The organism is Prochlorococcus marinus CUG1416 (assembly GCF_017695965.1).
Lineage (GTDB): Bacteria > Cyanobacteriota > Cyanobacteriia > PCC-6307 > Cyanobiaceae > Prochlorococcus_A.
Genome location: NZ_JAAORM010000001.1, coordinates 43838 through 69519, shown reverse-complemented (window position 1 = coordinate 69519; position 25682 = coordinate 43838). Strand labels below are relative to the sequence as shown.

At 31.2% G+C, this 25682-nt stretch carries 22 protein-coding genes and 1 pseudogene; 12 read left to right on the top strand and 11 right to left on the bottom strand.

The window, feature by feature from the left end:
• Positions 1 to 22: 22 nt before the first annotated feature.
• From smc to HA146_RS00330, 3 genes are all read right to left on the bottom strand, one after another.
• Positions 23 to 3613, bottom strand: a complete 3591-nt coding sequence (smc, locus tag HA146_RS00340; protein WP_209107626.1) for a chromosome segregation protein SMC — start codon at positions 3611 to 3613, stop codon at positions 23 to 25.
• Positions 3614 to 3689: 76 nt separating this feature from the next.
• The gene (locus HA146_RS00335; RefSeq protein ID WP_209107625.1) at positions 3690 to 4052 is read right to left on the bottom strand and encodes a hypothetical protein; all 363 of its coding nucleotides are present in this window, start codon (positions 4050 to 4052) and stop codon (positions 3690 to 3692) included.
• An 83-nt stretch (positions 4053 to 4135) separates the two neighbouring features.
• Positions 4136 to 4273 (bottom strand): hypothetical protein, encoded by a 138-nt coding sequence (locus HA146_RS00330; protein ID WP_209107624.1) that lies wholly within the window; start codon positions 4271 to 4273, stop codon positions 4136 to 4138.
• Positions 4274 to 4462: 189 nt separating this feature from the next.
• Between HA146_RS00330 and HA146_RS00325 the strand changes: the two genes are divergently transcribed.
• Positions 4463 to 4924, top strand: coding sequence for a DUF883 C-terminal domain-containing protein (locus tag HA146_RS00325; RefSeq protein WP_209107623.1), 462 nt, complete (start codon positions 4463 to 4465; stop codon positions 4922 to 4924).
• A 1-nt stretch (position 4925) separates the two neighbouring features.
• Positions 4926 to 5312: a phage holin family protein gene (locus HA146_RS00320; RefSeq protein WP_209107622.1), complete on the top strand. Its 387-nt coding sequence runs from the start codon at positions 4926 to 4928 to the stop codon at positions 5310 to 5312.
• A 1-nt stretch (position 5313) separates the two neighbouring features.
• Here the strand turns inward: HA146_RS00320 and HA146_RS00315 are convergent, their stop codons facing one another.
• The gene (locus HA146_RS00315; RefSeq protein ID WP_209107621.1) at positions 5314 to 6438 is read right to left on the bottom strand and encodes a THUMP domain-containing class I SAM-dependent RNA methyltransferase; all 1125 of its coding nucleotides are present in this window, start codon (positions 6436 to 6438) and stop codon (positions 5314 to 5316) included.
• Positions 6439 to 6920: 482 nt separating this feature from the next.
• On the opposite strand from HA146_RS00315, the gene HA146_RS00305 reads away from it, so the two are divergent.
• Complete coding sequence (locus HA146_RS00305; RefSeq protein WP_209107620.1) at positions 6921 to 7058, top strand: hypothetical protein; 138 nt, start codon at positions 6921 to 6923, stop codon at positions 7056 to 7058.
• 9 nt (positions 7059 to 7067) lie between these two features.
• Here the strand turns inward: HA146_RS00305 and HA146_RS00300 are convergent.
• A pseudogene (locus HA146_RS00300) lies at positions 7068 to 8029 on the bottom strand (aldo/keto reductase).
• A 152-nt stretch (positions 8030 to 8181) separates the two neighbouring features.
• Between HA146_RS00300 and HA146_RS00295 the strand changes: the two are divergent.
• Positions 8182 to 8847, top strand: coding sequence for a ParA family protein (locus HA146_RS00295; protein WP_209107619.1), 666 nt, complete (start codon positions 8182 to 8184; stop codon positions 8845 to 8847).
• A 539-nt stretch (positions 8848 to 9386) separates the two neighbouring features.
• Here the strand turns inward: HA146_RS00295 and HA146_RS09600 are convergent.
• Positions 9387 to 9515, bottom strand: coding sequence for a hypothetical protein (locus tag HA146_RS09600; RefSeq protein WP_257469879.1), 129 nt, complete (start codon positions 9513 to 9515; stop codon positions 9387 to 9389).
• Entirely contained in the window at positions 9515 to 9808 is a 294-nt protein-coding gene (locus tag HA146_RS00290; protein ID WP_209107618.1) for an MTH1187 family thiamine-binding protein, read from the bottom strand. Before HA146_RS00290 ends, HA146_RS09600 begins: the two co-directional genes overlap by 1 nt.
• A 309-nt stretch (positions 9809 to 10117) precedes the next feature.
• Here HA146_RS00290 and HA146_RS00285 point away from each other — a divergent pair, with 309 nt between their 5' ends.
• The 4 genes from HA146_RS00285 to HA146_RS00270 all read left to right on the top strand — a co-directional run bounded on the left by HA146_RS00285 (position 10118) and on the right by HA146_RS00270 (position 13893).
• Positions 10118 to 10300, top strand: a complete 183-nt coding sequence (locus HA146_RS00285; protein WP_025934672.1) for a hypothetical protein — start codon at positions 10118 to 10120, stop codon at positions 10298 to 10300.
• A 38-nt stretch (positions 10301 to 10338) separates the two neighbouring features.
• Positions 10339 to 10506 (top strand): hypothetical protein, encoded by a 168-nt coding sequence (locus tag HA146_RS00280; RefSeq protein WP_197049595.1) that lies wholly within the window; start codon positions 10339 to 10341, stop codon positions 10504 to 10506.
• Positions 10507 to 11000: 494 nt separating this feature from the next.
• Positions 11001 to 12500: a YadA C-terminal domain-containing protein gene (locus HA146_RS00275; protein WP_209107617.1), complete on the top strand. Its 1500-nt coding sequence runs from the start codon at positions 11001 to 11003 to the stop codon at positions 12498 to 12500.
• 415 nt (positions 12501 to 12915) lie between these two features.
• Positions 12916 to 13893, top strand: coding sequence for a YadA C-terminal domain-containing protein (locus tag HA146_RS00270; protein ID WP_209107616.1), 978 nt, complete (start codon positions 12916 to 12918; stop codon positions 13891 to 13893).
• A gap of 113 nt (positions 13894 to 14006) precedes the next feature.
• Here HA146_RS00270 and argJ read toward each other — a convergent pair whose 3' ends face one another.
• Positions 14007 to 15245: a bifunctional glutamate N-acetyltransferase/amino-acid acetyltransferase ArgJ gene (gene argJ / locus HA146_RS00265; protein WP_209107615.1), complete on the bottom strand. Its 1239-nt coding sequence runs from the start codon at positions 15243 to 15245 to the stop codon at positions 14007 to 14009.
• Between the two features lie 77 nt (positions 15246 to 15322).
• Between argJ and coaE the strand changes: the two genes are divergently transcribed.
• Positions 15323 to 15940, top strand: a complete 618-nt coding sequence (coaE, locus tag HA146_RS00260; protein WP_209107614.1) for a dephospho-CoA kinase — start codon at positions 15323 to 15325, stop codon at positions 15938 to 15940.
• Positions 15941 to 15944: 4 nt separating this feature from the next.
• Here the strand turns inward: coaE and gatB are convergent, their stop codons facing one another.
• Entirely contained in the window at positions 15945 to 17417 is a 1473-nt protein-coding gene (gatB, locus tag HA146_RS00255; RefSeq protein ID WP_209107613.1) for an Asp-tRNA(Asn)/Glu-tRNA(Gln) amidotransferase subunit GatB, read from the bottom strand.
• A 79-nt stretch (positions 17418 to 17496) separates the two neighbouring features.
• On the opposite strand from gatB, the gene thiO reads away from it, so the two are divergent.
• Positions 17497 to 18606, top strand: a complete 1110-nt coding sequence (gene thiO / locus HA146_RS00250) for a glycine oxidase ThiO (protein WP_209107612.1) — start codon at positions 17497 to 17499, stop codon at positions 18604 to 18606.
• Between the two features lie 3 nt (positions 18607 to 18609).
• On the opposite strand, the gene ndk is transcribed toward thiO, so the two are convergent.
• On the bottom strand, positions 18610 to 19068 hold the full coding sequence (ndk, locus tag HA146_RS00245; RefSeq protein WP_209107611.1) for a nucleoside-diphosphate kinase: 459 nt from the start codon (positions 19066 to 19068) through the stop codon (positions 18610 to 18612).
• Between the two features lie 120 nt (positions 19069 to 19188).
• Between ndk and speA the strand changes: the two genes are divergently transcribed.
• Positions 19189 to 21135, top strand: a complete 1947-nt coding sequence (speA, locus tag HA146_RS00240) for a biosynthetic arginine decarboxylase (protein ID WP_209107610.1) — start codon at positions 19189 to 19191, stop codon at positions 21133 to 21135.
• Here speA and alaS read toward each other — a convergent pair.
• Positions 21120 to 23780, bottom strand: coding sequence for an alanine--tRNA ligase (alaS, locus tag HA146_RS00235; RefSeq protein ID WP_209107609.1), 2661 nt, complete (start codon positions 23778 to 23780; stop codon positions 21120 to 21122). The two genes, speA and alaS, sit on opposite strands and share 16 nt — an antisense overlap.
• A 119-nt stretch (positions 23781 to 23899) precedes the next feature.
• Between alaS and HA146_RS00230 the strand changes: the two genes are divergently transcribed.
• Complete coding sequence (locus HA146_RS00230; protein WP_209107607.1) at positions 23900 to 25675, top strand: diflavin flavoprotein; 1776 nt, start codon at positions 23900 to 23902, stop codon at positions 25673 to 25675.
• The last annotated feature ends 7 nt before the right edge of the window (positions 25676 to 25682 follow it).

Genomic DNA, 25682 nt, shown 5'->3' with positions numbered 1-25682 from the left:
GTATAAATTTAAAAAAGTGAGTTTATGCAGCATTTGGTAACCCAATAACTTGAGTATTAGCACCTCTTGCTTGCGCGACACCAATTGTTCTTTCAGACGCACTTATCATAGGCCTTCTATGACTTACGACTATAAATTGAGCATTTGATGACTGATTAGATATTAATTTTGATAACCTTTCAACATTTATACCATCTAAAAAACTATCAACCTCATCTAATGCATAAAAAGGTGAAGGTTTATACTTTTGCAAAGCAAATAAAAAACTTAAAGCAGTTAATGATTTTTCACCACCAGACATAGAGGCTAATCTTCTGACATTTTTGCCCTTAGGATGAGCCACTAAAGTTAAGCCTCCTTCCAAAGGTGAATTAGGATTTTCAAGCTGAAGAAAACCATCTCCATCAGATAAATTGGCAAAAATTTCTTTAAAGTGTTTATCAACTTCTACAAATGCTTGCATAAAAGCCTCTTGACGCATAGTTGATACAGTCTCTATTCTCAGCAATAATTCAGATCTTTCATTAGATAGAATTTCTAATTTTTCCCGTAAACCATTTAATCTCTCAATTAATTCTTCTAATTCATCAAGAGCCAACATATTTACAGGTTCTAAGCTTTGTAATTTTGCATTTATAATCGAGATTTCTGACTGCAAAGATTCAAGACTCTTCCCTTCATATTCTCCAAACTCCGGGGAAGGATTCGGGAGATCTTTTTTATAATTTTCTAATTTTATTTTCTCGCTCCTCATCTCTTCTTTAAGAGAATCCATATCTCTTTCAAGGTATTCCAGTTTTAATAGATAGTTATTATATTCTTGCCTTTTATTTGAAATTGAAGAGTTTAATTCATCTCTTTTCCTTCTCAATAAACCTAAATCCTTCTCTAGTGAATTTTTTTGATTATCGAGAACTAAAAGCTCTTTTTTAAACTTATCTCTTTTTTTGATCCATGCACTATGAGCAGTTGCAAGTTCTGTGATAGATCCCTGCAAGTTTTTTTCTTGTAATAATGTAATTTTTAATGAATTATTGATACGTTCTTTATTTAAAGCAAATTGATTCTTCTTATCTAATAATGTATCTCTCTCCTTCATAAGTAATTCAAGTTTTGTATCAAAATTATTAAACTCATTATTTAAAGCTATTAGTGATGATTTTTGATTTTTTTCATAATTCTCTTTAAGAAGGATTTGCAATTGATCAAACTTATCTTGATAAGGTTTCAATTTATTTCTTAAACGATCTAACTCTTCAACTAAGAAATTATTAGCACTATCAAGTTTATTTAATCTCGATTTAGAATCATCAATTCTTTGCATTACAACATCAAGAGAGTTTTTATTTACTTCAATTTCTTTATTAAATGAAGCACAACCCTCAATTATTTGACTGCGGTTAGAATTTAATTGACTGAGTCTATTGGTTTTTATACTCAAATCATTATTTGACTCTTTTAAAGCTTCTTCAATAACAAATAATCTTTCTTTTATGGGTCTAGAATCATCAATATCATTATTAATTCCAAATCTATAAACTAAATCTTTATTTAGCTTACTACCTCCTGTAATTGCACCACTTGCTTCTAATACTTCACCACCTAAAGTAACTAACCTAATTTTTTGTTTAGATAACCTAGCTGAGGCTAAGTCTGAAAAAACCAACGTCTCTCCAAAAACATATCTAAAAACATCTGAATAAACTGCATCAAAAGTAATTAAATTAATAGCTTTATCAATAAATCCAGGTTCTCTATTATTGTCAAATCTTGAAATTGCATAATTCTTCTTTTGACTTTTGATTCTATTTAAGGGTAAAAAAGTTAATCTTCCTGCCTTCTTCTTTTTAAGAATTTCAATTGCTTTAGCAGCAATATGATCATTATCAACAACAATTTGTCCGAGTCTATTTCCTGCAGCAATTTCTAATGCATATCTATTTTTCTCACTGACCTCTCCAAGTTGAGCTACATATCCATGTATACCCTCCAACCCTGATTCTAAAAGAATTCTGAGAGCATATGAACCTCTGGATTCATTTAAAGCTTCTTTTCTACTTTCAAATCGAGATAAATCCTTTTCAAGCCTTAATTGCTCGTTGCTTAGCCTTAATTTAGTTTTATTTAATAAATCAATTTCATTTTTTAAAGAATTAATTTCCGAGCTGTTACTTGCCAAGTTATTATTTTTTATGTCGTATGTATCTTTTTTTCTTTGATTTCTCTCTAAAAGTTTCTGCTTTTCTAAAGCCAAATTATCAATCTGAGAAGATATTTCATCTTTTTGAATATTATTTTGAATAGTTTCTTCTTCAACTTTCCTTTTTTTCACTTCCAAAGGATTGATTATATTTTGTATACTTTCAAGCTCAGCATTTAATTTGATACTTTGTTTTGAGAATTCCCCAGATTCTCCCGCTGCATCAGAAAGTTTTTTTCTGGATAATTTCTGTTTTAAAGTTAAATCATCAATTTGCAAGTTCAATTTATTTAAAAAATTATCATCAAAATTTTCTTGTTTTATCTTTTCTGACTCGATATTCCTCTTAGATATTTCAATTTCATCTCTCTGCTTTTGTAATTTAATACCCTCTTCTTTATTCAAACTTGATATCCTATCTAGTTCTCTCAAGCTAGAATTAATACTTCCAATATCAGAATTCACTTTTATCAAAGTATCCTCTCCTTTCTCCTTAAGCTCAGCGACCAAAATTTTCAAAGCTCCTTCTAAGACTGATATTTCTTCATTAATAGATTTTTTTTGTTTATTAAATAATATTTTATTTTTTTCAATTTCAGTTTCTTTGTTCTGTATAGATTCAACATGCTTCACTTGTTTATCAAAAATAAGAACTTTCTCTAATTCCCTTATTTGAAGCAGCTTTGCCTTTAACTCTTTATATCGCTTAGCCTTTTCACATTCTTTTTCAAGCTTATTTTTACTAGATTGCAATTCATTTTCTAAAATTTCACACCTTTCTTGTTTTTCAAAAACATCATTTAATTTTGCATTAGTTTGTTCTATTCTTGTATCAAAAAGTGCGACTCCTGCTAATTCATCAATAAGATTTCTTCTCTCCTTATTATTCATTGATACTATTCTTGTTACATCACCCTGCATAACAACATTGCTGCCCTCAGGATCAACACTAATCTCCCTTAATATTCTCTGTATTTGTTGCAAGGTACATTGTTTTCCATCAGAGGTATAAGTCGAAGCATAAGACCCACCCGGCATAAGCCTTAACTTTCTAGAAACTACCCATTCTTTTTGACCCTTATGAAGAGCAATTTCTTCTTCTTCTAATTCCAAGGGCGGAAGGTCCTCTCTGGGAGACCAATCTTGAATATTAAATATTACAGATACAAATGTTTCGGATGATTTACCCTCTTTAACTTTGGAGTTATTTATTAGATCTGGTAATCTTTCTGCTCTCATCCCTCTACTATTAGCCAAGCCTAAACAAAATAAAATTCCATCTAAAATATTACTTTTACCAGACCCGTTTGGCCCAGTAACCACTGTGAATCCTTCTTCAAGAGGAATTTTTACACTTCCCCCAAAAGACTTAAAATTTTCAAACTCGACCTGATTGATATGTACCAATCTCAAGTCTCAATAGCTAAATAAGAATAACTAATTTATAAAAATTCTCAAGAGAAATATTACGATTATTTATAAATGAATATTAATTATTTTTGCTTAATCTACAAGAATTGCCCGAAATTTCAAACACACCATGCAGAAGTTCACCGTCCAAAATGAATCGAAAACATTCAGAGTTTAATTTATCAGAATTGTTTTTAAATATTCCATGATCAATTCTTTTTACTAGGCCTCGATTTCTAGAAAGTTCATGTTCTTCCCTTGATAGCCATATAAGTCTATGATTTGCCTGTTTAAAAATTTTTACAGAAGCTTGATTAGATAAAGGTATTTTTAACAATTTCCAAGTTAAACAATCTATTTCATTTTCAACAAGAAAATCATAATGAATATCTAAAGAGTTAGCAGAATAAACTTTATGTTCAAGCAAAACCCATTTATTCATTATCTAGTTGATAAATAAATCGAATCCATTTTCAAAACATACTTAAGATAGAAATATATTTTATTTAAGATAATTCCTGTTATTTAATTACTTGCATCAGGGACAAATCTTAAAGCAATGAAAAGCAAACTTCCAGCTCCAGCGATAGCTGCCGCTACTAATCCAAAATCTGTAGGGATTGTGCGAGATGCAAAAACTAACGATGCAAATGTGATATCCATGATGAAATTTAAACTCATTATAATAAATTCAGTAATAGCTTAACAAAACCTTCTTCCAGAACAGAGTAGATAAATAAAATGTAAATAAAATTTTATATGTTTTTATTTTATATAAATCGCACATATTTTTAGATAAGGGTTCCAAATTCAGAAAATAGGGTCTAATCTTAAAATAATCAAGTTTAAATAATGGAGACTTACCATCCTCCCAAAGAAGTAGAAGAAAACGTAGATAACTCTGAACTTCCTGAGCAAGAAGTTATCTCTGAGAAATGGTTACTTGAAAAAATTGATAGTTTAATACCTTTAATCAAAGAAAAATGGCCTACCATTGCTCAGCAAACCCTTGAAGCCACAAAAGGAAGTATTGATGATTTAGTTGAAGTAATAGCAGGCCAAACTGGAACCTCTGCAATTGGAATAAAGGGCCAACTATTTGAAATCATTGATTCAATCCGAGAAAACAATTGGGAAATCTCAGAGAAAATTGAACCTATCGAAAGTCAATTAGAAGAGTTATTAGAGGAACTTAACCAGACACTAAGACCAAAAATAGAAAGTCCAATTAGAAAAAAACCAATTTTATCTATTGCGATTGCCGCAGGTATTGGTTTACTAATAGGCACTCTCCTCAACAGTGGTAGAAAATAATATGGAAAAACCAAAAAATAAAAACTTTGCAAATACAGCTTCAAGAATTTCAGCTATCGCAAGTTCAGTTATGGATTTGCATGTAAGAATAGCTCTTCAAGAAGTAGATAGAGAAAAGAGAAGATTAATTAGTGGTGGAATATTTTTGGCAATTGGAAGCATATTATTGTTATTAGTTCTAATTTGCATCCATATTATTTTTTATCTTTTTCTTACAAACTATAATAATTGGAATACTGAATATAATTTATTACTCATAATATTTATCGATTTATGTCTTGCAGGCTTAAGTTTGAAACTTGGAGGAAAATTAGCCAAAGGACCTTATCTTCCTCAAACTTTGGAGGGTTTGGGCAAGACAACAAAAGCCGTTTTAGGCAAAAAATAAATTACCTTATTAAATACTTTATCCATCTACAATCAATACCACCATTGCTAACAGGGATTTTAAATGAGGATTTCATTTTCAAATATTTTGTTAGTTTTGGATTTCCACTAAGCAGCCAAAATTCCCAACCTGAAAAGTTCTTCTTTAGGAAGATTCCCATTTGTTCATATAAAAAAATTAATTCATTTTCATTGCCCAATTTTTTGCCATAAGGAGGATTAGATATAATTATCCCAGGTGTATATTTTAATTGGAGTTCGAAAAAGTCTTTATTTATAAGTTCAATATAATTTTCGAGACCTGCCAATGATGTGTTTACTTTAGCCTGGTCAAAAACCTTTTTATTAATTTCGCAACCTATAATTTTTGGTAATTTTTTATAATTTATAATTTTATTTTTTGCTTTATTTTTTTCATCAAGATAAATATCTTTCCTGAAGTCCAACCAATTCTCAAAAAGATAAACTTGATCAATATTTATAGGGACTTCAAGAAATTGATTAACAGCCTCAATTAAAAAAGTTCCTGAGCCGCACATCATATCAATTAAAGGAACTTTACCATTCCATTGAGTCATATTTATCAATCCAGAAGCTAAATTTTCTTTTAATGGTGCATTTCCAACTGCGGGTCTATAACCTCGTTTGTGTAAGCTTTCCACACTACTTTGAAGACTGAGAATAGCTTTATTATTATTTAAATGAAGATGAATTATAAAATCAGGGTTATCTAAAGAAATATTTGATCTTTTATTCCAAGCTGCCTGTTGCAAATCAGTTATGGAATTTTTAACTTCAAGAGCAGTAAAGTGTGTATGACTTAAAGAAGATGTTCTCCCAGTTACTTGAACATTAAACTTTTTTTCATAGTGCAACCAATCTAACCAATCAAATGAATCTCTCACCCCCTCATATAAAGACTGCTTGTCATAGCATTTAAAACTTGCAATTTCTCTATAAAAACGAAAGGCTAATCTGGAATAGAAATGCACTCTGTAAAAAGTGGCATAATCACATTCAAAATTAATAAATCTTTTATATGTATTAATCTTAAATCCACCTAAATTTGAAATTTCTTCAGCTAAATATTTCTCTAGTCCTTCTGGAGCAGATGCAACTATATTCATATACGATAAAAACTTAATAAAAAAACTATTCAATACTCATTTTGCCTGTCAGAATATAAATGTCCACTTGGACTAGGTGATCTCAACCGATGTTTCGGACAGCGGTTCGATTCCGCTCAACTCCACTTTTTGGGGTTGTAATGGTTTCGACGTGGCATAAGGAAGGTGACTGAAGCCGGCTCGGTTAGAGCAAAAACACAAACGCTAACAAAATCGTTAGTTTCTCCCGTCAAACAGCACCAGTTGCTGCTTGATCTTTAAGGAGATGGGGTTATATCAGCCTTATCAACCAAATGATCCGAGGAGTCTGGAAGGACTCCACTTTTTTAAATAACTCAGAAGTTGTATTAGATAAGTTCTTAGTTTGTAAATATTGCTGCAATTGCCTGTATTAAAAAGAATTTTTCAAATTTTATAAGTATAAATACTTAGAAGATTGGCTATAAATTAACTTATCGTATTAAAAAGTCCAATCCTTGAAAATGTTCTCTAATAAAAACTTAAATGACTTATTAAGCAATCTCAATCCTAAAGTTATTAGATTCACTGGTGAAAAGTTTCCTGCTGAACTATGGAATAGTAGTTATCAAATAAAAAAAAATAAAAAGATATCTAACTAAAAAATTCACCTAAATACTCGAAAAGGGATTTTTAGGCATTTTTTTTAAACAATTTTTTGAAAGCTCCTGAAGTACATTAAATTCATCTTTATTTAAATTCCACTTAAATACATTCGATACATCTATAACTTGAGATTTCTTTCGCATTCCAACAAGTGGAATAGTTCCTTGGTAACAACACCAATTAATTGCTACTTGAGCTTGTGAAACTGATCTTTGATACGCAATACTTTTAAGACATCTCCGCAATTCATATGTTGGTTTTTTATAGCTTTTAAATAAGACATTTCGAATAAAACTGCTTTTTCTATTTTCGTCTTTATCTGGATCAATACAAAGAATTCCAAAGGATAAGGGACTATAAGCAAAGAAATCAATATTATTTTCTTCGCAAATTTTTTTTACCTGATATTGTCTGTGTAAATCTGGAGCAAGTAAAGAAAACTGAATCTGAACGCTATTTAGCCTCTGATCTCGCATAGATAAGTAATTAATTAATTTCTGCAACCTTTTAGGACCTATGTTTGATAAACCGATTTGAAAATCAAACCCTTGATCTTTTAAATCGCAAAGATTACTCAACAGACCTAATTCCTGCAGAGGATTGTATTTTGCTGTTGACCAATGCAATTGCACTATGTCTAATTTATTATTAAGCCTTTCTAAACTGTTTAAAAATGGTTTATTAAAACCTTTATTACCAATTCTCCAGGGATAAGGTGCGAGTTTGGTTGCTATTTGAATTCTTTTTTTTTTGCAGAAGGAGTACCTAGTAAAAATTTACCTATCAATGATTCACTTCTACCATTAAGATTCCCAGTACCGTAAGAATCGGCAGTATCAATTAGATCAAAACCTCTTTTCAAAGCTTCATTATATGTGGCACGTAACTCATCGTCATTCGCAGAATTATAATTCCAAAAAAGCTTATTCCCCCAAGACCAAGTACCTAGTCCAATTCTTTTGTTCACTAGCCTATTTAAATAAATCACTTTATAAGGTTATCTGAAAACATTGCACTCTTTAAAATATTTCAAAAAAAATAAGTTTTAAAGCATTTCAAATCCATTTCTCTTGACATTAAGAAATTATTCTCCAAAGTAAAAGAAATAAAAATAAAAAATTGTTTATTACTGTTTGCGGACAAAAAGGAGGAGTGGCCAAGACCTGCACAAGTATTCACCTTGCTAGTGTTTGGCATTCTGAAGGTAAAAAAGTTTGCATCGTCGATGCTGATAAAAATAGATCAGCATTAGCATACTCATCAAGAGGTAACCTCCCATTTCCAGTCTTCCCAGTTAGCTCAGCTGCTAAAGCATCAAGATCATCAGAAATCGTAATAACTGATGGACAAGCTAGCAGTGATCAAGAAGAACTAAAACACTTAGCTTATGGTTCAGATTTAGTAATCTTACCTACCACTGCGAAAGCAAGATCAGTAGAGTTAACTGTTGAACTAGCAAATTTATTAAGCGAATTAAAAGTTAACCATGCAGTAGTGATAGTAAAAGTTGATTTTAGACAGCAAAAAGCAGCACAACAAGCTAAAGCAGCTCTAGAGAATTTTGGTTTATATGTTTTTGATAAATTTATACCCTTACTTTCAGCATTCGATAAAGCAGAAGCTTCGGGTAATGCTGTATTTGAAGCTGTAGACGATATAGGTAGATCAGATCCTCGTCGAATGACGGGCTGGTCTGCTTATTGTTCAATTGCCTCACAAATTCCATGCCTGATTTCGAAGCCCTCATCCGACGCCAACAACAACCAACAACCAATCAGCGCTTAAAAGTAGTAGATGCGCCTGATTTTGAGAAAGAAAAAAACGAAGAGACAATAATTACACAATCTGGATTATTCGTTAATTTCTTTGGAGGTTTTATAGGTTCTGTAATTGGAACTGTAACAATACTGTTCCTTTATATTAATGAATATCTACCAATAGATTTACTAAAACTCAAGTAGTATATTCGCTATTAATTTCCACCTTTGGCATTTAGTATATCCACCTTGCTGTAATACGTTGCTATCACTTAAGTGGATTTTTAGAAAATAATCACAGTATTATCACATTCGCAAAAGGTGTGTATTCTTTTAGAGATTTTATATAGTCATATCAAGTGATCCCAAAGATCACAGAAACTACGTCGTATACTCGCTATTCATTTCTATATGAAGATAATCACTATAATTAACTGCGATAACTAAGTTTCATAAGTGAATACAACTGTAAGCACATTGTAAGTGATAGTTGAAAATTAAGTTATTACTAAATTTTTACTTTGCAACTGTAAGCAACAGAACATATAAATTAGATTAACTAATTTATTAATAATGAGGTGGTTCTGATTCTTCTAGAGGGAAATAGGTATCCTCATCATTACCTTTTTTCTTCCTTCTGAAATATTCTTCGGATGGATCTAATCCATCATTATCGTAATCACTTTCTCTTTCCATTAATTCTCTAATACACTTTTTACTTTATCTGAGAATTTTTGTTCTTTATCAGTTCTTGTATTTACTTTCATCGTTGTATAAATTCTTGGAGCACCTTTTGAATGAATTGTTTTATGGCACTTTTTAACACATTCAAATACTTTATCCCAATCTCCCTCTATTGCAGTTCCATTCGCTCCCAATTCATAGTTAAGTCCTTCATTTTTAATAACTTCAATACACTCTTTTATATAAGGAGATAGGGAAGTTCCAACTCCAATAGGGACTAAACATAAGTCAATACTTACAAACATAATTTTTTCCCATTTTGATAAATCTAACCATTCATATCCTAAATGCTAATATCGATAGAATTTAGCGAAGAGAATCAGTATAAGTTTACTAAAAGTAAAATAAGAGGGCATTTGTTTGCCCTCTTCGAGTCTTGTGCACCTCGCTGTCCACAAAGTCGATGAAGTGCTTTTGACTCCTGAATTATTTCTACTCCTAGTGAATGGAAAAAGATAGTCGGTACAACCACAAAGCACTTCTACTCGGGTAATAATACTCTATGAATTTCAAGTTAATAGGAGGACAATATAGATATAGATCTAGGAGGTCTTATGAAACTATTCAATCAATTTAACATTCTTCCAAGATACTTAACTGCGTTTAATTATGCAGGATTAAATCTAAACGAAACCCCAAAAGAACTTGAGAAATGCACCCCTGAGTTTCAAAACTTTTGGGAGAAAGAATGTAGAGAACATCCAACAAATCAAAATTGTTTAATTTACTGCGACTGAGTTATTAATTTTTAGTCTTTATTAAAAAAGGAGGTTTTATGAAACTAACTACTCCATTCACCATTCTCAATCGAACATTCAATGAGATGGATTTAATCAGAGATGCAATGAAGAAAAGAAAATTAGCAACTGAAAGATTGCATGATGATTATAGAAAAATGTTCAAAAACAAAGAACATCCAACCATAGTTAATGGATATGTTTAACCTAGTACGACTAAATTAAATTAGTAATAATAAGTCCTAATTTAATGTAAGCAGACCGTAAGCAACATATTAATTATCTTCAAATCTATTGATATAACTAAGTTTTAGCGTTAAGTTGTATATTCGCTATTTATTTCAACCTTGGGCAAATAGTATATACACCTTGCTGTAATACATTGCTAGCACTTAAGTAAATTTTTAGAAAATAATCACACCATAATCACAGTCGGGAAAATAATAATCACAGTTTTAGATTTTTAAATAAAATTCATTGAAATAATTAAGATTAATTTCTGTGATCTTACGCGTAATCGCAGAATAATCACATTACTACCAAAGGTGGATATTCAGAATTAAGAGGGGGGATGGGAATTTCCTATTACTTAAAAAAAATTTCTTTAATAAAAAAATTGATTTAGGTGATATTTAAAATTTAAAAAGTCTTAAATTAACAAAATTTATATATTTATAAAGTATCCCTACGTATAAAAATTATGCTAAAAACACTAAAGAAAATATTCACTTCGTTATTCAGTTCGACTTTATTAATAACACCCTTATCTTCCTTAGCTGGAGAAGTTTCAACTGCTACATCAGACTTAGGATATTTTGTTTCCTCAGAAAATACAGGTAGCGAAACTCAAGTCCACCTTTATAAATTAGCCGCTGACGGCGCAGCTAGTATTATCATATCCAATATATTTCCTGACTCTACAACAAACTCTTTTAGTGCAACGGACTATACTGTTGATCAACAAAAAGGGAAGATTTATTTTTTAGAGCCACCAAGAAGTGGAAATGCACAAAGAAGAATTAGGATATTTGATATGGATACGAATGCTTTCGAAGGATTTACAAATATCACCAATCTTCCTGGTTCTGGAAGTCCAATGTTTATTGATATACCTGTAAAGATGGAAAATCTTGCAGATAAAAAATGTAATACAACTAGTGCTTCTTGTGGTGCAACTGATACTAAATTCATCTCACTTGGTGGATCTGGTACAGATGAACTCTTAAGAATAGATGATGATGGAATAAGCACAGGGGGAACTAATAGTGCAACTTTGGTAAAAAATAATAGTGATGGTTCAGTTCAAATTGGTGCTGATGGGAATGATGTTGATGTAGTAGCAGACGGATTAAATATAGATGGTCAAGCAATTTTTACTAAAAATTCTGATGGATCAATCCAAATAGGTGCTGATGGAAATGATATTGACATTACTGCTGAAGGATTAAGCATAGATGGTAATCCAATGATTACTAAACAAGCAGATGGGAATATTCATATTGGTAAAAACTCTTTAATTACTCCTGAAGATTATTCAACACTTAGTGATGGGACAAAAGTTCATCATTTATGGGCAGAAGATGATAGTAATAACAAAATTCCAATAAACATTTATGGTAGTAAGTTATTAATTGATGGTGTAGAAGTAATAGCAGGGGATAGCGCACAAGTAACAACAAATAAAAATAATATCTCTACTAATACTTCCAATATTTCTTCTAATACTTCGAACATCAAAAATCTCGGAGAAGGTGTAGCGGGTTCAACAGCACTTACAGCAGCACTAACCGCACTTCCTCAAACATCAAAAGAATCCAAACTAAGTTGTGGCGTTGGAACTGGTGCTTATAGCAGTAGGTATGCTTTAGGTTTTGGTTGTGCTTCTAAAGTAAATGCAAGAGTTGATATAAATGCTGGAGGATCATATGTTTTTGGTGGTTCAAAATCCTATGGAGAAGGCACCTTAGATAATGGGGTTATTAAAGCGGGATTTGTTTTTAAACTAGGTGAATTAAAAAAATCAACTCAAATCAGTATGAAAGAAAAAGAAGAATTGAAGCAAGAAATAAGTGATCTAAAAGCAAACAATATAAACATTATTGTTCAAAATAAAGCACTTTTAGCAAGACTAGAACGACTAGAAAAAGTAGCACTTGGCAAGTCTAAATCTCAAGATTTAGCAACCATAAAACTTCCATAATTGAACTGAAATAATAATCACAGTATTGTCACAGTTGCAAAAGGTGTGTATTCTTTTAGAGATTTTATATAGTCATATCAACTAATCCCAAACATCACATTTTCTACGTCGTATATTCGCTATTGATAAAAACATAAAGGGTAAAAATCAGTCATACCAATTAATTTTAAGGATTTAATTAGTGTCATATTGGTGTCATATTGTAAATGCTACCTAATCAAACCTCTTGATACCACTGAAGCAGTGTCATATTAGTGTCATATCCAACCACTGAGTAAGTAACAATTAACAAAATTAATCACACTAAATAAAGTGGTAACAAAGCAAATTAATTTAACGATACTTTGAGTCAAATTCGCAATAATTAAGTTTTTAAAATACTTCTTTGATAAAACTAGATAAATATATTTTGAAAATGAAAAAGTTATTTTCTATTTTATCTCTGTTAAGTTTATTAATTCCTTTCTTTGAAGTTGCTAAAGCAAATGAATATCAATTTCTTACTTCAACAACCTCAGGAAACACAGTTACATTTTATGGAGTTACATCAAATGGAACATCTACAACATTGAATTCATATAGTGGAAGTGATGTAGGTATACATGCTGATATTGAAGATGGAATTTATGATGAATACAATGGGAAAGTTTATTTTTCTACTTATGAAAAGAACGCCAGCAACGCAAACTCTTCTGAATACCTTCTCGAATACGATTTAAAAAATAATTCGATTACGAAATTAAGTAATGCGCCTACTCAGGATATGATTCTTTATCCAAAAGGCATAAATGAATTAATTAGAACAGATGCATCAACAGGGATTACAAGTATTGGAAAAAATTCCTTGAAAATGAAAGAGACAGCAAATGAGCAACAATTATGGGGAACAAATGCAGATGGAAAAGTAGTACCAATAAATATCACAAATGGAAGCAAATTATTAATTAATGGAAGAGATGTTGAGCAATCTATTAATAATATTGGAGCATTAAGTGCTGCCCTTACAGGTTTACCAACTGTGCCAACTGAAACTACTCTTGCTTGCGGTTTGGGGAGTGGAACCCACGGAGGGGATTTTGCTTTTTCGGGAGGTTGTGCTTCTAAAATAAATGAAAAACTTTCAGTAAATTATGCGGCGTCTATGACTATGCCTGGTCAAGATTATGCTGGGGATTTTGAAGATACTTTTTCTGCACGCGCAGGATTTGTATGGAAATTAGGTAAGGCCATAAAACCAACTCAAATTAGTATGAAAGAGAAAGAAAATTTCAAGAACAAAATTGAATCTCTTGAGGAGAAAAACAAGCAACTATTATCAAGATTAGAAAGACTTGAAAAAATTGCACTTAAGGAAATTAAGTCAAAAGATTTAGCAATCTATAAACTTAAATAAAATTTTTAAAATAAACTTTTTGAAGTTAATAAATTCGTTAAAATCTACTGTCATATTAGTGTCATATCATTTAATTATTCCTTGACTTCGATTCCAGCACAGTCGATCTCAGACTATGTAGTATATTCGCTATTTATTTCAACATACTTTTTAGAAAGATCACATCCCCAAGCTGTGCCTTTGAATTCGCCAGAGTTTAGATTAATCATAATTTGTACAATATCATCTACTAAATATCTACCTTTCATTTTGGACCTAATATAGTCTGTGACTTTTTGCGAATCATATTTATTTAACTTTCCCTTTTCCAAAATCTTATGGTTACCTATATGTAAGTCAACATCATTTAGATTGAATTTAACGCCAGAATTACCTGCAGCAGAAATAATTCTTCCCCAATTAGGATCACAGCCATGTATTGCAGTTTTTACCAATGCAGAATTACATATAGATTTAGCAACGATAATTGCATCATCAGTATTTTTTGTTCCTTGAACTAAAACTTCTAATAAACAATTTGCCCCTTCTCCATCCCTAGCAATATTTTTTGCCAAGTTTTGACATACAATGTCGATTCCTTGTTGAATAATTGGCAAAAATCTTTTATCAATTTTATTTCCTGCATTTATTCCAACAAAAGAATCGTTTGTGCTTGTCTCTCCATCAACTGATATTGCGTTAAAAGATTTTTTTACAGCAATAGAAATCATTTTGTCCCATTCTTTTTTCTCAATACCTGCATCACAGGTCAGGAAAGCGAGCATTGTAGCCATATTGGGATAAATCATTCCTGATCCTTTTGCTAATCCTGCTATTTTTATCTTTCTACCTTGAATAATCGTCTCTATTAAAACTTTTTTCAAAGTCAAATCCGTCGTTAAAATTGCTTCTGCTGCATTTTGAAAGTTATTAACTTTTAAATCACTAACTAAATTCGGTAAATTTTTTACTAAATCTTTTATTTGTATAGGAACACCAATTACACCAGTTGAGCACATTAAAACTTCTTCTTCTTTTATTCCTAAAAGTTCTGCAATCTTTGCCGTAGCAATTTGAAAATGCTGAATTCCAAGATTTCCTGTACATGCATTTGCTTGACCAGAATTAATTAGTATTGCTCGAACAAAACCTGAAGATTTTTTAATCCTTTCCTCACAAATATCGACACAAGAAGCGCGAACTATTGATTGGGTAAACATTCCACTAACAATACTTCCTTCTGGAGCGAGTATAAGTGCTAAATCTTTTTTATTAGAAGCTTTTAATCCAGCCGAAATCCCAGCGAAAAGAAAACCCTTAGGTGTTTCATTACCTTCATCAACAAACGACCAAGTGGAATCAGACTGGCTCAATCTTTTTTTATATTTTTAATTCATACTAACTTCCCTTTAATACTAAAGAAATAGAAAATTAGATTATTATTAAATATATGGATATTCTTCAACAATTAAAAACTAACCAAAGAAGAATTGGTTTAACAGGAGGTATCGCGAGTGGGAAGACAACCATCACAAATTACATTAGAAAACATAACAAAATACCGATATTAGATGCAGATAATTTATCAAGAGAATTAATCAAACCAAACACATATGGATATAAAAAAATTCTAGACTATTTTGGAAATCAAATAATTGATAATACGAACAATTCAAAGAAAGCAATAAACAGAAAACTTTTAAGAAACATAATTTTTAAACATTCAGAAAGTAAAAAATGGATTGAGAAACTACTTCACCCCTTAATTAAAGAAAAAATGATTCAAGAATGCAGTCAATACAAAAATAATCAAACTATAGTAATGGTTATTCCATTATTATTTGAAGCAAAATTTGAAGATATTTGCACTGAAATATGGTTAGTTAAATGCCCTAGAGAACTACAACAAAAAAGACTTATCACACGAGATAAAATTAGCGAAAAAGAAGCATATGAAACCATAAATCTTCAATTAAGTTTTGAAGAAAAAAGTAAACTCTCAGATATTATTTTAGATAATTCAGATGATCAAAATAAATGGATCAATACTATAAGAGAGCTTCTTTGAAGCTTTAGCTATTCAACTTTTCTGCAAGAAGTTTATTTGCAAGTTTAGGGTCAGCCTTACCTTTAGTTCTTTTCATAAGTTGACCAACAAAAAAACCAAGTAATTTAGTTTTACCATTTCTAAATGCTTGCACTTCATTTGGATGTTCAGTAATAAGTTCATTGATTATTGGTAAAATACTTGAAGAATCAGATATCATAGCCAACCCTTTTTTTTCAACTAATTTTTCCGGCGAAATATTTTTTTGAATTAGTTCAGGTAAAATTTCTTTTGCAATTTTTCCACTAATAGCATTTTTTGAAATCATATTAATCATTTCAGCAAGATTTTCGGGACTAAGCTTTAATTCACTAAAACTAAGTTTGTTTGCTTTTAAATAGCCCACAATATCACTTGTTACCCAATTTGAAGCTAGTTTGGCCTCAGCACCATTGGCTACTGTTGCTTCAAAAAAGTTTGCCATATTAATTTCATCAGAAATTACCCTTGCATCATATGCAGACAACCCAAATTCACTTACATATTTATTTCTTTTCTTTGAAGGCAATTCTGGTAATTCTTTAAACCATATTTCTTTTTGGGATTTTGTTATTTCAATTGGTCCTAAGTCAGGATCAGGAAAATATCTATAGTCGCTACTACCTTCTTTTAGTCTCATACTTTTTGTCAATTGCTTAGCTTCATCCCATAGCCTTGTTTCTTGGAAAATTTCTCCTCCATTTTCATAAACTTCTATTTGTCTGGCTATTTCATAATCACAAGCCTTTTGGATTGCAGAAAATGAATTCATATTCTTAATTTCCACTTTGGTACCAAAAGGAGCATTAGGGCCTTTTCTAACTGAAATATTGACATCACATCTTAATGAACCCTCCTGCATATTTCCATCTGATACCCCGAGATATCTAACTGTTCTTCTAATCTCAGAAGCATATTCAGATGCCTCTTTACCTGTCCTAATATCTGGTTTACTTACAATTTCACAAAGTGCTATTCCAGCACGATTGTAATCAACTAAGGAATACTTAGAACCAGCTAATCTATCACTGCCTGAATGAACTAATTTACCGGCGTCTTCTTCCATATGTAGCCTTTCTATACCAATTTTTTTAAAATAAGGTTCTTTGTCTTTTTCTATTATTTCAACTTCTAGCCAGCCATTTTCAGCTAGTGGCTCATCAAATTGTGAAATTTGATAATTTTTTGGCAGATCAGGATAAAAATATTGTTTTCTATCAAATTTACAATGTTCTGCAACATTTAAATTTAATGCTAGAGAAGTTTTTACAGCGTACTCCAGAACAGTCTCATTCAAAACTGGAAGAGTTCCTGGTAACCCACAAACTACAGGATCTATATGCGTATTAGGTGCATCACCAAAAGCTGTTGACGCAGATGTAAATATTTTACTTTTCGTATTAAGCTGTACATGAGTTTCCAAACCAATAACAGCTTCCCAAGATTCAAAATTGTTCATTATTAAAAGTCTCTTTATTAATATTATTGGATATAAAGGAAAAGAGGACCAAAACACAAATAAAAATATTAAATATTAAATGACGCAAGAAACAAAAAATTCAATTTTAATTATTGGCGGTGGACTAATAGGTTTATCTATTGCTTATGAATTTTCTAGAAATAATTTCAAAGTTTTAGTTTTAAGCAAAAACAGAAATGAATCAGCTGGATTTGTTGCTGCAGGAATGTTAGCTACGCATGCCGAAGGGCTCGAAGATGAATTACTAAAATTTGGCCAAAAAAGTCAAAGTCTAATTCCAAAATGGATAAAAAGTATTGAAAAAGATAGTAATATGAAATGCGGTTTAAAACAATGTGGAATAGTAGTTCCTTTTATAAATAAAGAAGATCTTGAAGAGTTTCCTACTTATGAATATGGAAAGTATTTAAATCAGAAAGATCTTCAAACAGAAATTAAGGGAATAAATTCGATTTGGAAACATGGTTTACTTTTTGAACAAGATGGTCAGATAGATAACCGAAGAAGACTGATGCGAGCTCTTGAGAGGGCATGCTCCGTGCATGGAGTCGAATTTCAAGAAGGATCAGAAGTAGAGGATTTGACATTAGAAAAAAACAAAATTACTGGAGCGACAGTTTTATGTGCCACTGGGGAACTAAAAAAAATTACCTGCGAAAAAGCAATTATATGCAGTGGTGCTTGGAGTAAAAAAATTTTTAATAAGATTCCAGTCTTTCCTGTAAAGGGACAAATGCTATCAATACAAGGTCCAACAAATTTCTTGAAAAGAGTTATTTTTGGTCCAAAAACTTATCTAGTTCCTCGTGATGATGGACTTATTATCGTTGGAGCGACAGTTGAAAAAGATTCAAAATTTAATCAGGGTAATACTCCTTATGGAATAAAAGAACTGCAAGAAGGCATTTGCTCTTTATTACCAGAAGCTATTAATTGGCCACAAATGGAACATTGGTGGGGATTTAGACCTTGCACACCAGACCTTAAACCAATAATTGGAAAATCAAAAATTGAAAACCTTTTTATAGCTACAGGACATTATAGAAATGGAGTTTTATTTTCTGCAATAACAAGTGATCTTCTTTTGAAAATAGTTCAAAATAAAATTCTTAAAGAAATAGAAAAAAGCTTTTTAGAAAAATTTAGTTTAGATAGATTTGAGATTTAAATTTTAATTTTCAGATCGCCATTTCGAATCAGAAGTTTCCCACTCACATAATTCCTCATCGTTAAACCATAGATCAATTTCAAATTTTGCAGTATCTTCTCCATCAGAACCATGAATAATATTCCTCCCTATATCAATAGCTAAATCACCTCTAATTGTTCCAGGCTCTGCTTCAAGAGGTTTTGTTGCACCTATTAGTTTTCTAGCACTCAAAATAACTCCTTCGCCTTCCCACACCATTGCTACAACAGGACCACTTGAGATAAAGTCTACTAAATTACCAAAAAAGGGTCTTTCTCTATGTACACCATAATGATTTTGAGCAAGATCTTTTGAAGGGATTAATTGCTTTAATCCAACCAATTTAAATCCTTTTTTTTCAAATCTGCCAATAATCTCAGCAACATATCCTCTTTGAACTCCATCTGGTTTAATTGCAATAAAGGTTCTCTCTTTGGTCATTTAGTTAATAATCACTCTATGTATATTCAACTTTTGGGTGGTAACTTGGCAAGTAATCATTAAAATAAAAGATATTGTTTTGATTTATTTTCAAAAACATTTTAATTATTAAGAAATAAATTGACCAATTTTGAACCAAAAAAATTAAAAAATATTTGGACTATTGAAGATAGTATTTCGACTTACAACATAGACAAATGGGGGGATAAATATTTTTCTATAAATTCCAAAGGAAATATATCAGTAACTAAAGATATAAAATCTGAAAAAAAGATTGATCTTTTCAAGCTTGTCAAAGAACTTAAAAGTAGAGAAATCAATCCTCCATTAATCATAAGATTTAACGATATCTTAAAAGATCGAATAAATGCACTACATGATGCTTTTTCAAAAGCAATAAAAAACTACAAATATAAGAATATCTATCAAGGCGTTTTTCCTGTCAAATGTAATCAACAAAAAAATGTATTGGAAAAGATAATAGAGTTTGGTAGTCAGTGGAATTTTGGTTTAGAAGTAGGAAGTAAATCAGAACTATTAATTGGCCTTGCACTTCTTGAAAACCAAAATTCATTATTGATATGCAACGGATATAAAGATAAAAAATATATTGAGATTGCTACTTTGGCCAGAAAACTCGGTAAAAATCCAATAATAGTTATTGAACAACGAGATGAGGTAAAAAGAATTATTCAAGCAGTTCAAGAACTTAACGCGACTCCATTGATAGGAATTAGAGCAAAGTTATCAAGTAAAAGTAGTGGTAGATGGGGAAAATCTATTGGAGATAATTCCAAATTTGGATTATCAATCCCAGAAATTATGTTGACAATAAAAGAACTTAAAGAAGCAAATCTTATAAACGAAATGAAATTGCTCCATTTTCATATAGGAAGTCAAATAAGTGATATTGCTGTGATCAAAGACGCATTACAAGAAGCGAGTCAAATATATGTTGAACTATGTAAACTAGGAGCCCCAATGCAATATATCGACGTAGGGGGGGGATTAGGGATAGATTTTGATGGAACTAAAACCTCCTCCAACACCTCTACTAATTATTCTCTTCAAAATTATGCTAACGATGTAATTGCAACCATTAAAGATTCATGTGAATTAAATAATATCAAGCATCCAACCATAATCTCAGAAAGTGGAAGAGCAATAATTAGTCATTGTTCAGTTTTAATTTTTAATGTCTTGGGAACTAGCCATGTCAGTTCCAAACTACAAATTATTGATCAAAAAGATCAACAATTAATCATTTCAAATTTACTTGAAACTTTCTATGAATTAAAAAAACTTAAAAATAAAAAAATAAATTTATCTCAAATAATTGAACTATGGAATGATGCAAAAAAGTTTAAAGAAGATTGCTTAGTTGCCTTTAGATTAGGATTTTTAAGTTTAGCAGAAAGAGCTTATGCCGAAGAACTTACCTGGGCTTGCGCACAAGAAATTTCTAATAACCTGAATAATGATGAAATCAATCACCCTGATTTAGCTGAAATTACAGAAACTCTTGCGTCAACTTATTATGCAAATATATCAATCTTTAAATCTATTCCAGATAGCTGGGCAATCAATCAGATATTTCCAATTTTACCAATACATAGGCACTTAGAAGAGCCTTTCTGCAAAGGCAACTTTGCAGATTTAACTTGTGATTCAGATGGGAAACTAAATAATTTTATTGATGATGGAAAAATTAAATCATTACTAAATTTACATAAGCCAGAGCAAGATAAAGATTATCTAATTGGAATTTTTATGACTGGAGCCTATCAAGAAGCATTAGGAAACTTGCACAATTTGTTTGGCAGTACAAACGTTGTTCATATAGATATAAATCAAGATAATTCATATAAGGTCAAAAATATTATTAAAGAGGACAGTAAATCTGAAATTTTACAATTATTAGATTACAGTTCAGCTTCTTTGGTTGAATCTATAAGAATTAATACTGAATCAGCAATTGATCAACAAAAATTAACTATTGAAGAAGCAAGGAAATTAATGGATCAAATCGAAATTAGTCTCAGAAAAAGTAGTTATTTATCAGAATGACTATCTAATGTTTTTTGCAAAAGATTTTTAGCATAATCTATAGCATCACTTAACTTATCAATATCTTTGGCACCTGCTTGAGCAAAGTTAGGCTTTCCTCCTCCACCTCCCGAACAAATTCTTGCGATATCATTAATTAATTTACCTGCATGCAATCCTATTTTTACTGCATCATCCCCTAAAGAAACTACAAATAACAACTTTCTATTGTCTGGATTTGGTATTCCTCCAAGAATAACTATTGCTTTATTTCCCAAATGAGATGTTAAATTAAGTGCTGCAGATTGCAAAGAATTCCCATCTAAGCCATCAATCTGATTTACTAAAATTGAAAAAGAATTTACTATTTCTGCAGATGATTTCATAGAAGAGTATTTAAAATATGCAATTTCATCTTTCATTTTTTGTATCTCTTTATTCTTATTAATAAGCTCTGCTTGCAAATTATTAACCCTTTCAAAAAGTTGATTAGGATTTGCTTTTAACAAATCACTTAGTTGATTTACTAAAGCATTTCTATCACTGAAATAGTCTAATGCTGATTGGCCTGATAATGCTTCGATTCTTCTTACTCCGGCTGAGATTCCTTCCTCACTAATTATTTTGAAAGAACCTAATTCAGATGTAGTTTTAACATGTGTGCCACCACAAAGTTCCATTGAAACTCCTGGCACATTAACAACGCGCACTTCATCATCATATTTTTCTCCAAACATGGCCACTGCACCCTTTTCAAGAGCCTCACTCTTAGACATATTTTTTATTTCTAGGATATGATTTTCCATAATCCAAGAGTTAACTAAAGTCTCAATCTTAGAAATTTGATCTTTAGAAATAGGATTTGAAGAATTAAAGTCAAATCTTAATTTATTAAAGGCTACTAATGAACCTTTTTGTCCAACACTTTCATTAACGATTGATTTAAGAGCAGATTGCAATAAATGGGTAGCTGTATGATTTGCAGCAGCCTTAGCTCTATTAGAGGGTTTAACATTAGTCTTAACTTTTTGTCCAATAGTTAATATTCCTTTTTTGATAGTTCCATAATGTAAAAAAACATTTTTCTTTCGAATAACATTATCAACCAAGACCTCTACATCTTTTGAAAATATCGTTCCAATATCACCAACTTGACCGCCAGATTCTCCATAAAAAGTTGTCTGATCAAGAACAATTAAAACTTTCTGACCTTTACTTGCTTGCTTAACTAATGTTGAATCCAAGAATATACCCTTTATTTCAGCTTCCGAAAGAAGTGAATCATAACCATTAAAAACAGTTTTGTTAAAAAGATCTATTTCTCGCTCTAATGATCCCTCTAATGTCAAATCAATATTAGTTGAAGCAGCTTTAGCTCTCTCTTTTTGTGCATTCATTTCTTCTTCAAAACCCTTTACATCTACACTGATACTATTTTCTTCAGCAATTTCTACAGTAAGTTCTAGAGGAAATCCATAAGTATCATAAAGTTCAAAAGCTTTAAAACCAGAAATCAATTTCTGCCCTGAAGAAATTAACTCATCTAGCAATTTCTCTCCTCTTTCAAGAGTTTCCCTAAATCTTACTTCTTCAATTTTTATCTCATTCAAAATTAAATCACTATTATTTTTTAAATCGGGATAATTATTTTGCATTAGATTGATCCCGACAGTAGCAATATGAGGTAAAAATTCATTTGTTATGCCTAATAACCTCCCATGTCTGACCATTCTTCTAATAAGCCGTCTCAGTATATATCCCCTGCCGAGATTACTTGCTGCTACTCCATCAGAAATTAAATGAATAACAGCTCTTGTATGATCTCCAATAATTTTTAAAGAAATTTTGTTTTTATCATCTGAAGAAAAATAATCAATATTTGCAATCTCACAAATTTTTTGAATGATAGGAAAAATTAAATCTGTCTCATAATTATTTTGCTTTTTTTGCAATATTTGAGCCATCCTTTCAAGGCCCATTCCTGTATCAATATTTTTAAATTTTAAATCTGTCAATTTTCCATTAGGATCACGATTATATTGCATAAAAACAAGATTATAAAATTCAATAAAACGATCTCCATCTTCTAAATCAATATTCTGCAGACCTTTTTCAGGATGAAAATCATAATAAAGTTCTGAACAAGGTCCACATGGACCTGTTTTACCAGATGACCAAAAATTATCTTTCTCACCTAGTTTCACTATCCTATCTGGATGAATACCAATTTGATCTCTCCAAATTTTTGCAGACTCTCCGTCTTCGTTAAAAACACTCACAATTATATTTTCAACAGAAAGTTGATAAACATTAGTAACTAATTCCCAAGCCCACTGAATAGCCTCTCGTTTAAAATAATCTCCAAAAGAGAAATTACCAAGCATTTCAAAAAAAGTGTGGTGTCTAGCTGTAACTCCAACGTTTTCTATATCGTTTGTTCTGATGCACTTTTGGCTAGATGTAGCCCTTTTTGATGGTCTTTCTTTTAAACCTAAAAAAACTGGTTTAAAAGGTAGCATTCCAGCAATTGTGAGCATAACCGTAGGGTCATCTGGAATCAAAGATGCACTTGGAATGATTTTATGTAATTTTTCACTGTAAAATTTTAAAAAAGCATTTCTTATCTCATCTCCAGTAACTATTTTTTTAATCAGTTGAGATGTCATTTATCCAGAATAAGAAGAATAAAAATTCAAGAAAAGCGTAATTTCGGTTATTTCGCAAAAATGATCACGCGGATCTATATTCTATATAACTAAAGTTATTTTATAAAGCGAATTATTCTATGATAGCCTCTGCCCAGACAAGTAATTCTAAATTGGCACAAATAAATAACAAGTTGACAGTTCAATCTCAAAACTTCACTGATGATTCTTGTGCCATAAGATCTTTGGATTGGGATCGCAGTAGATTTGATATTGAATTTGGTTTAAGAAATGGAACTACTTACAATAGTTTTATTATTAGAGGCGAAAAAATAGCAATTATTGATACAAGTCATGCAAAGTTCGAAGAATTATGGTTTGAAGAATTACTGAAAAAGGTAAATCCGCAAGAAGTTGATTATCTAATTACAAGCCATACAGAACCTGATCATTCTGGTTTAATAGGTAATCTTATAGAATTAAACCAAAATATCACAATAGTTGGATCAAAATTAGCCCTTAAATTTATTGAAGACCAAATACATATTCCCTTTAAGCGTCTAGAGGTTAAGAGTGGAGAGTTTTTAAATCTCGGAACTAATCCTAAGAGTGGTTTAGAACATAATATTGAATTTATAAGTGCACCAAATTTACATTGGCCAGATACCATATTTTCATATGATCACAGCACACATGTTCTCTATACATGCGATGCATTTGGACTCCATTATTGTTCTGAAGAATTTTTTGACACTGATCAAAAAGAAATATACGATGATTTCCGTTTTTATTACGATTGCCTTATGGGTCCAAACGCTAGAAGCGTTCTGCAGGCAATTAAAAGAATAGATAAGCTACCTGAATTAAAAACAATAGCTGTTGGTCATGGGCCTTTGCTCCATAATCAGGTCAATTTTTGGAAAGGAAAATATCTAGAATGGAGTAGCAATAAAAGCAAAGGTAATGATTTTGTGTCAGTCTGCTATATAAGTGACTATGGTTATTGTGATCGACTAAGTCAAGCGATATCTCATGGAATAAGTAAAGCAGATGCACAGGTTCAATTAATTGATTTAAGATCTTCTGACCCGCAAGAATTAACAAGTTTAATTTCCGAATCAAAAGCATTAGTCATTCCCACATGGCCAGTTGACTCAGATAATGAATTAAAAGAATCCCTCGGTACTTTATTTGCAGCACTAAAACCGAAACAATTTACTGCTGTCTATGATGCATTTGGTGGAAATGATGAACCAATAGATTCCTTAGCAAATAAATTAAGAGAACTTGGTCAAAAAGAAGCTTTCTCCCCTTTAAGAGTTAAAAATATTCCAGATCCCATTGTTTATCAACAATTCGAAGAAGCTGGAACTGACTTGGGTCAATTGATCAATAAAAAGAAGAATATTGCCTCTATGAAGAGCCTTGATTCAAATTTAGATAAAGCGTTAGGTAGATTAAGTGGAGGATTATATGTAGTTACAGCGAGCCAAGGGGAAGGTTCCACATTTAGACAAAGTGCAATGGTCGCAAGTTGGGTTAGTCAAGCAAGCTTTTCTCCACCTGGTATTACAGTTGCAGTAGCAAAAGATAGAGCTATTGAATCATATATGCAAGTTGGGAATGGTTTTGTTGTGAATATCTTGAGAGAAGATAACTATCAAAAAATGTTCAGACATTTTTTAAAAAGATTTGCCCCTGGAGCTGATAGATTTGCAGATGTAGATGTAATTAGCAACATCGCTGAAGGAGGACCAGTTCTCTCAGATTCACTCGCCTTTTTAGATTGTAAAGTTAGTTCCAGAATGGAGACTCCAGACCATTGGATAATTTACGGAATTGTTGAAAACGGTAATGTTTCTGACTTATCATGCAAGACAGCAGTGCATCATAGAAAAGTTGCTAATCACTATTAGAAAATAA

What these genes read in the sequence shown, in the direction of transcription:
- HA146_RS00335 (WP_209107625.1), bottom strand. Translation starts at nt 4,052, where the DNA reads ATGAATAAATGGGTTTTGCTTGAACATAAAGTTTATTCTGCTAACTCT.
- HA146_RS00330 (WP_209107624.1), bottom strand. Translation starts at nt 4,273, where the DNA reads ATGGATATCACATTTGCATCGTTAGTTTTTGCATCTCGCACAATCCCT.
- HA146_RS00325 (WP_209107623.1), top strand. Translation starts at nt 4,463, where the DNA reads ATGGAGACTTACCATCCTCCCAAAGAAGTAGAAGAAAACGTAGATAAC.
- HA146_RS00320 (WP_209107622.1), top strand. Translation starts at nt 4,926, where the DNA reads ATGGAAAAACCAAAAAATAAAAACTTTGCAAATACAGCTTCAAGAATT.
- HA146_RS00315 (WP_209107621.1), bottom strand. Translation starts at nt 6,438, where the DNA reads ATGAATATAGTTGCATCTGCTCCAGAAGGACTAGAGAAATATTTAGCT.
- HA146_RS00305 (WP_209107620.1), top strand. Translation starts at nt 6,921, where the DNA reads ATGTTCTCTAATAAAAACTTAAATGACTTATTAAGCAATCTCAATCCT.
- HA146_RS09600 (WP_257469879.1), bottom strand. Translation starts at nt 9,515, where the DNA reads ATGGAAAGAGAAAGTGATTACGATAATGATGGATTAGATCCATCCGAA.
- HA146_RS00290 (WP_209107618.1), bottom strand. Translation starts at nt 9,808, where the DNA reads ATGTTTGTAAGTATTGACTTATGTTTAGTCCCTATTGGAGTTGGAACT.
- HA146_RS00285 (WP_025934672.1), top strand. Translation starts at nt 10,118, where the DNA reads ATGAAACTATTCAATCAATTTAACATTCTTCCAAGATACTTAACTGCG.
- HA146_RS00280 (WP_197049595.1), top strand. Translation starts at nt 10,339, where the DNA reads ATGAAACTAACTACTCCATTCACCATTCTCAATCGAACATTCAATGAG.
- HA146_RS00275 (WP_209107617.1), top strand. Translation starts at nt 11,001, where the DNA reads ATGCTAAAAACACTAAAGAAAATATTCACTTCGTTATTCAGTTCGACT.
- HA146_RS00270 (WP_209107616.1), top strand. Translation starts at nt 12,916, where the DNA reads ATGAAAAAGTTATTTTCTATTTTATCTCTGTTAAGTTTATTAATTCCT.
- coaE (WP_209107614.1), top strand. Translation starts at nt 15,323, where the DNA reads ATGGATATTCTTCAACAATTAAAAACTAACCAAAGAAGAATTGGTTTA.
- gatB (WP_209107613.1), bottom strand. Translation starts at nt 17,417, where the DNA reads ATGAACAATTTTGAATCTTGGGAAGCTGTTATTGGTTTGGAAACTCAT.
- thiO (WP_209107612.1), top strand. Translation starts at nt 17,497, where the DNA reads ATGACGCAAGAAACAAAAAATTCAATTTTAATTATTGGCGGTGGACTA.
- ndk (WP_209107611.1), bottom strand. Translation starts at nt 19,068, where the DNA reads ATGACCAAAGAGAGAACCTTTATTGCAATTAAACCAGATGGAGTTCAA.
- alaS (WP_209107609.1), bottom strand. Translation starts at nt 23,780, where the DNA reads ATGACATCTCAACTGATTAAAAAAATAGTTACTGGAGATGAGATAAGA.
- HA146_RS00230 (WP_209107607.1), top strand. Translation starts at nt 23,900, where the DNA reads ATGATAGCCTCTGCCCAGACAAGTAATTCTAAATTGGCACAAATAAAT.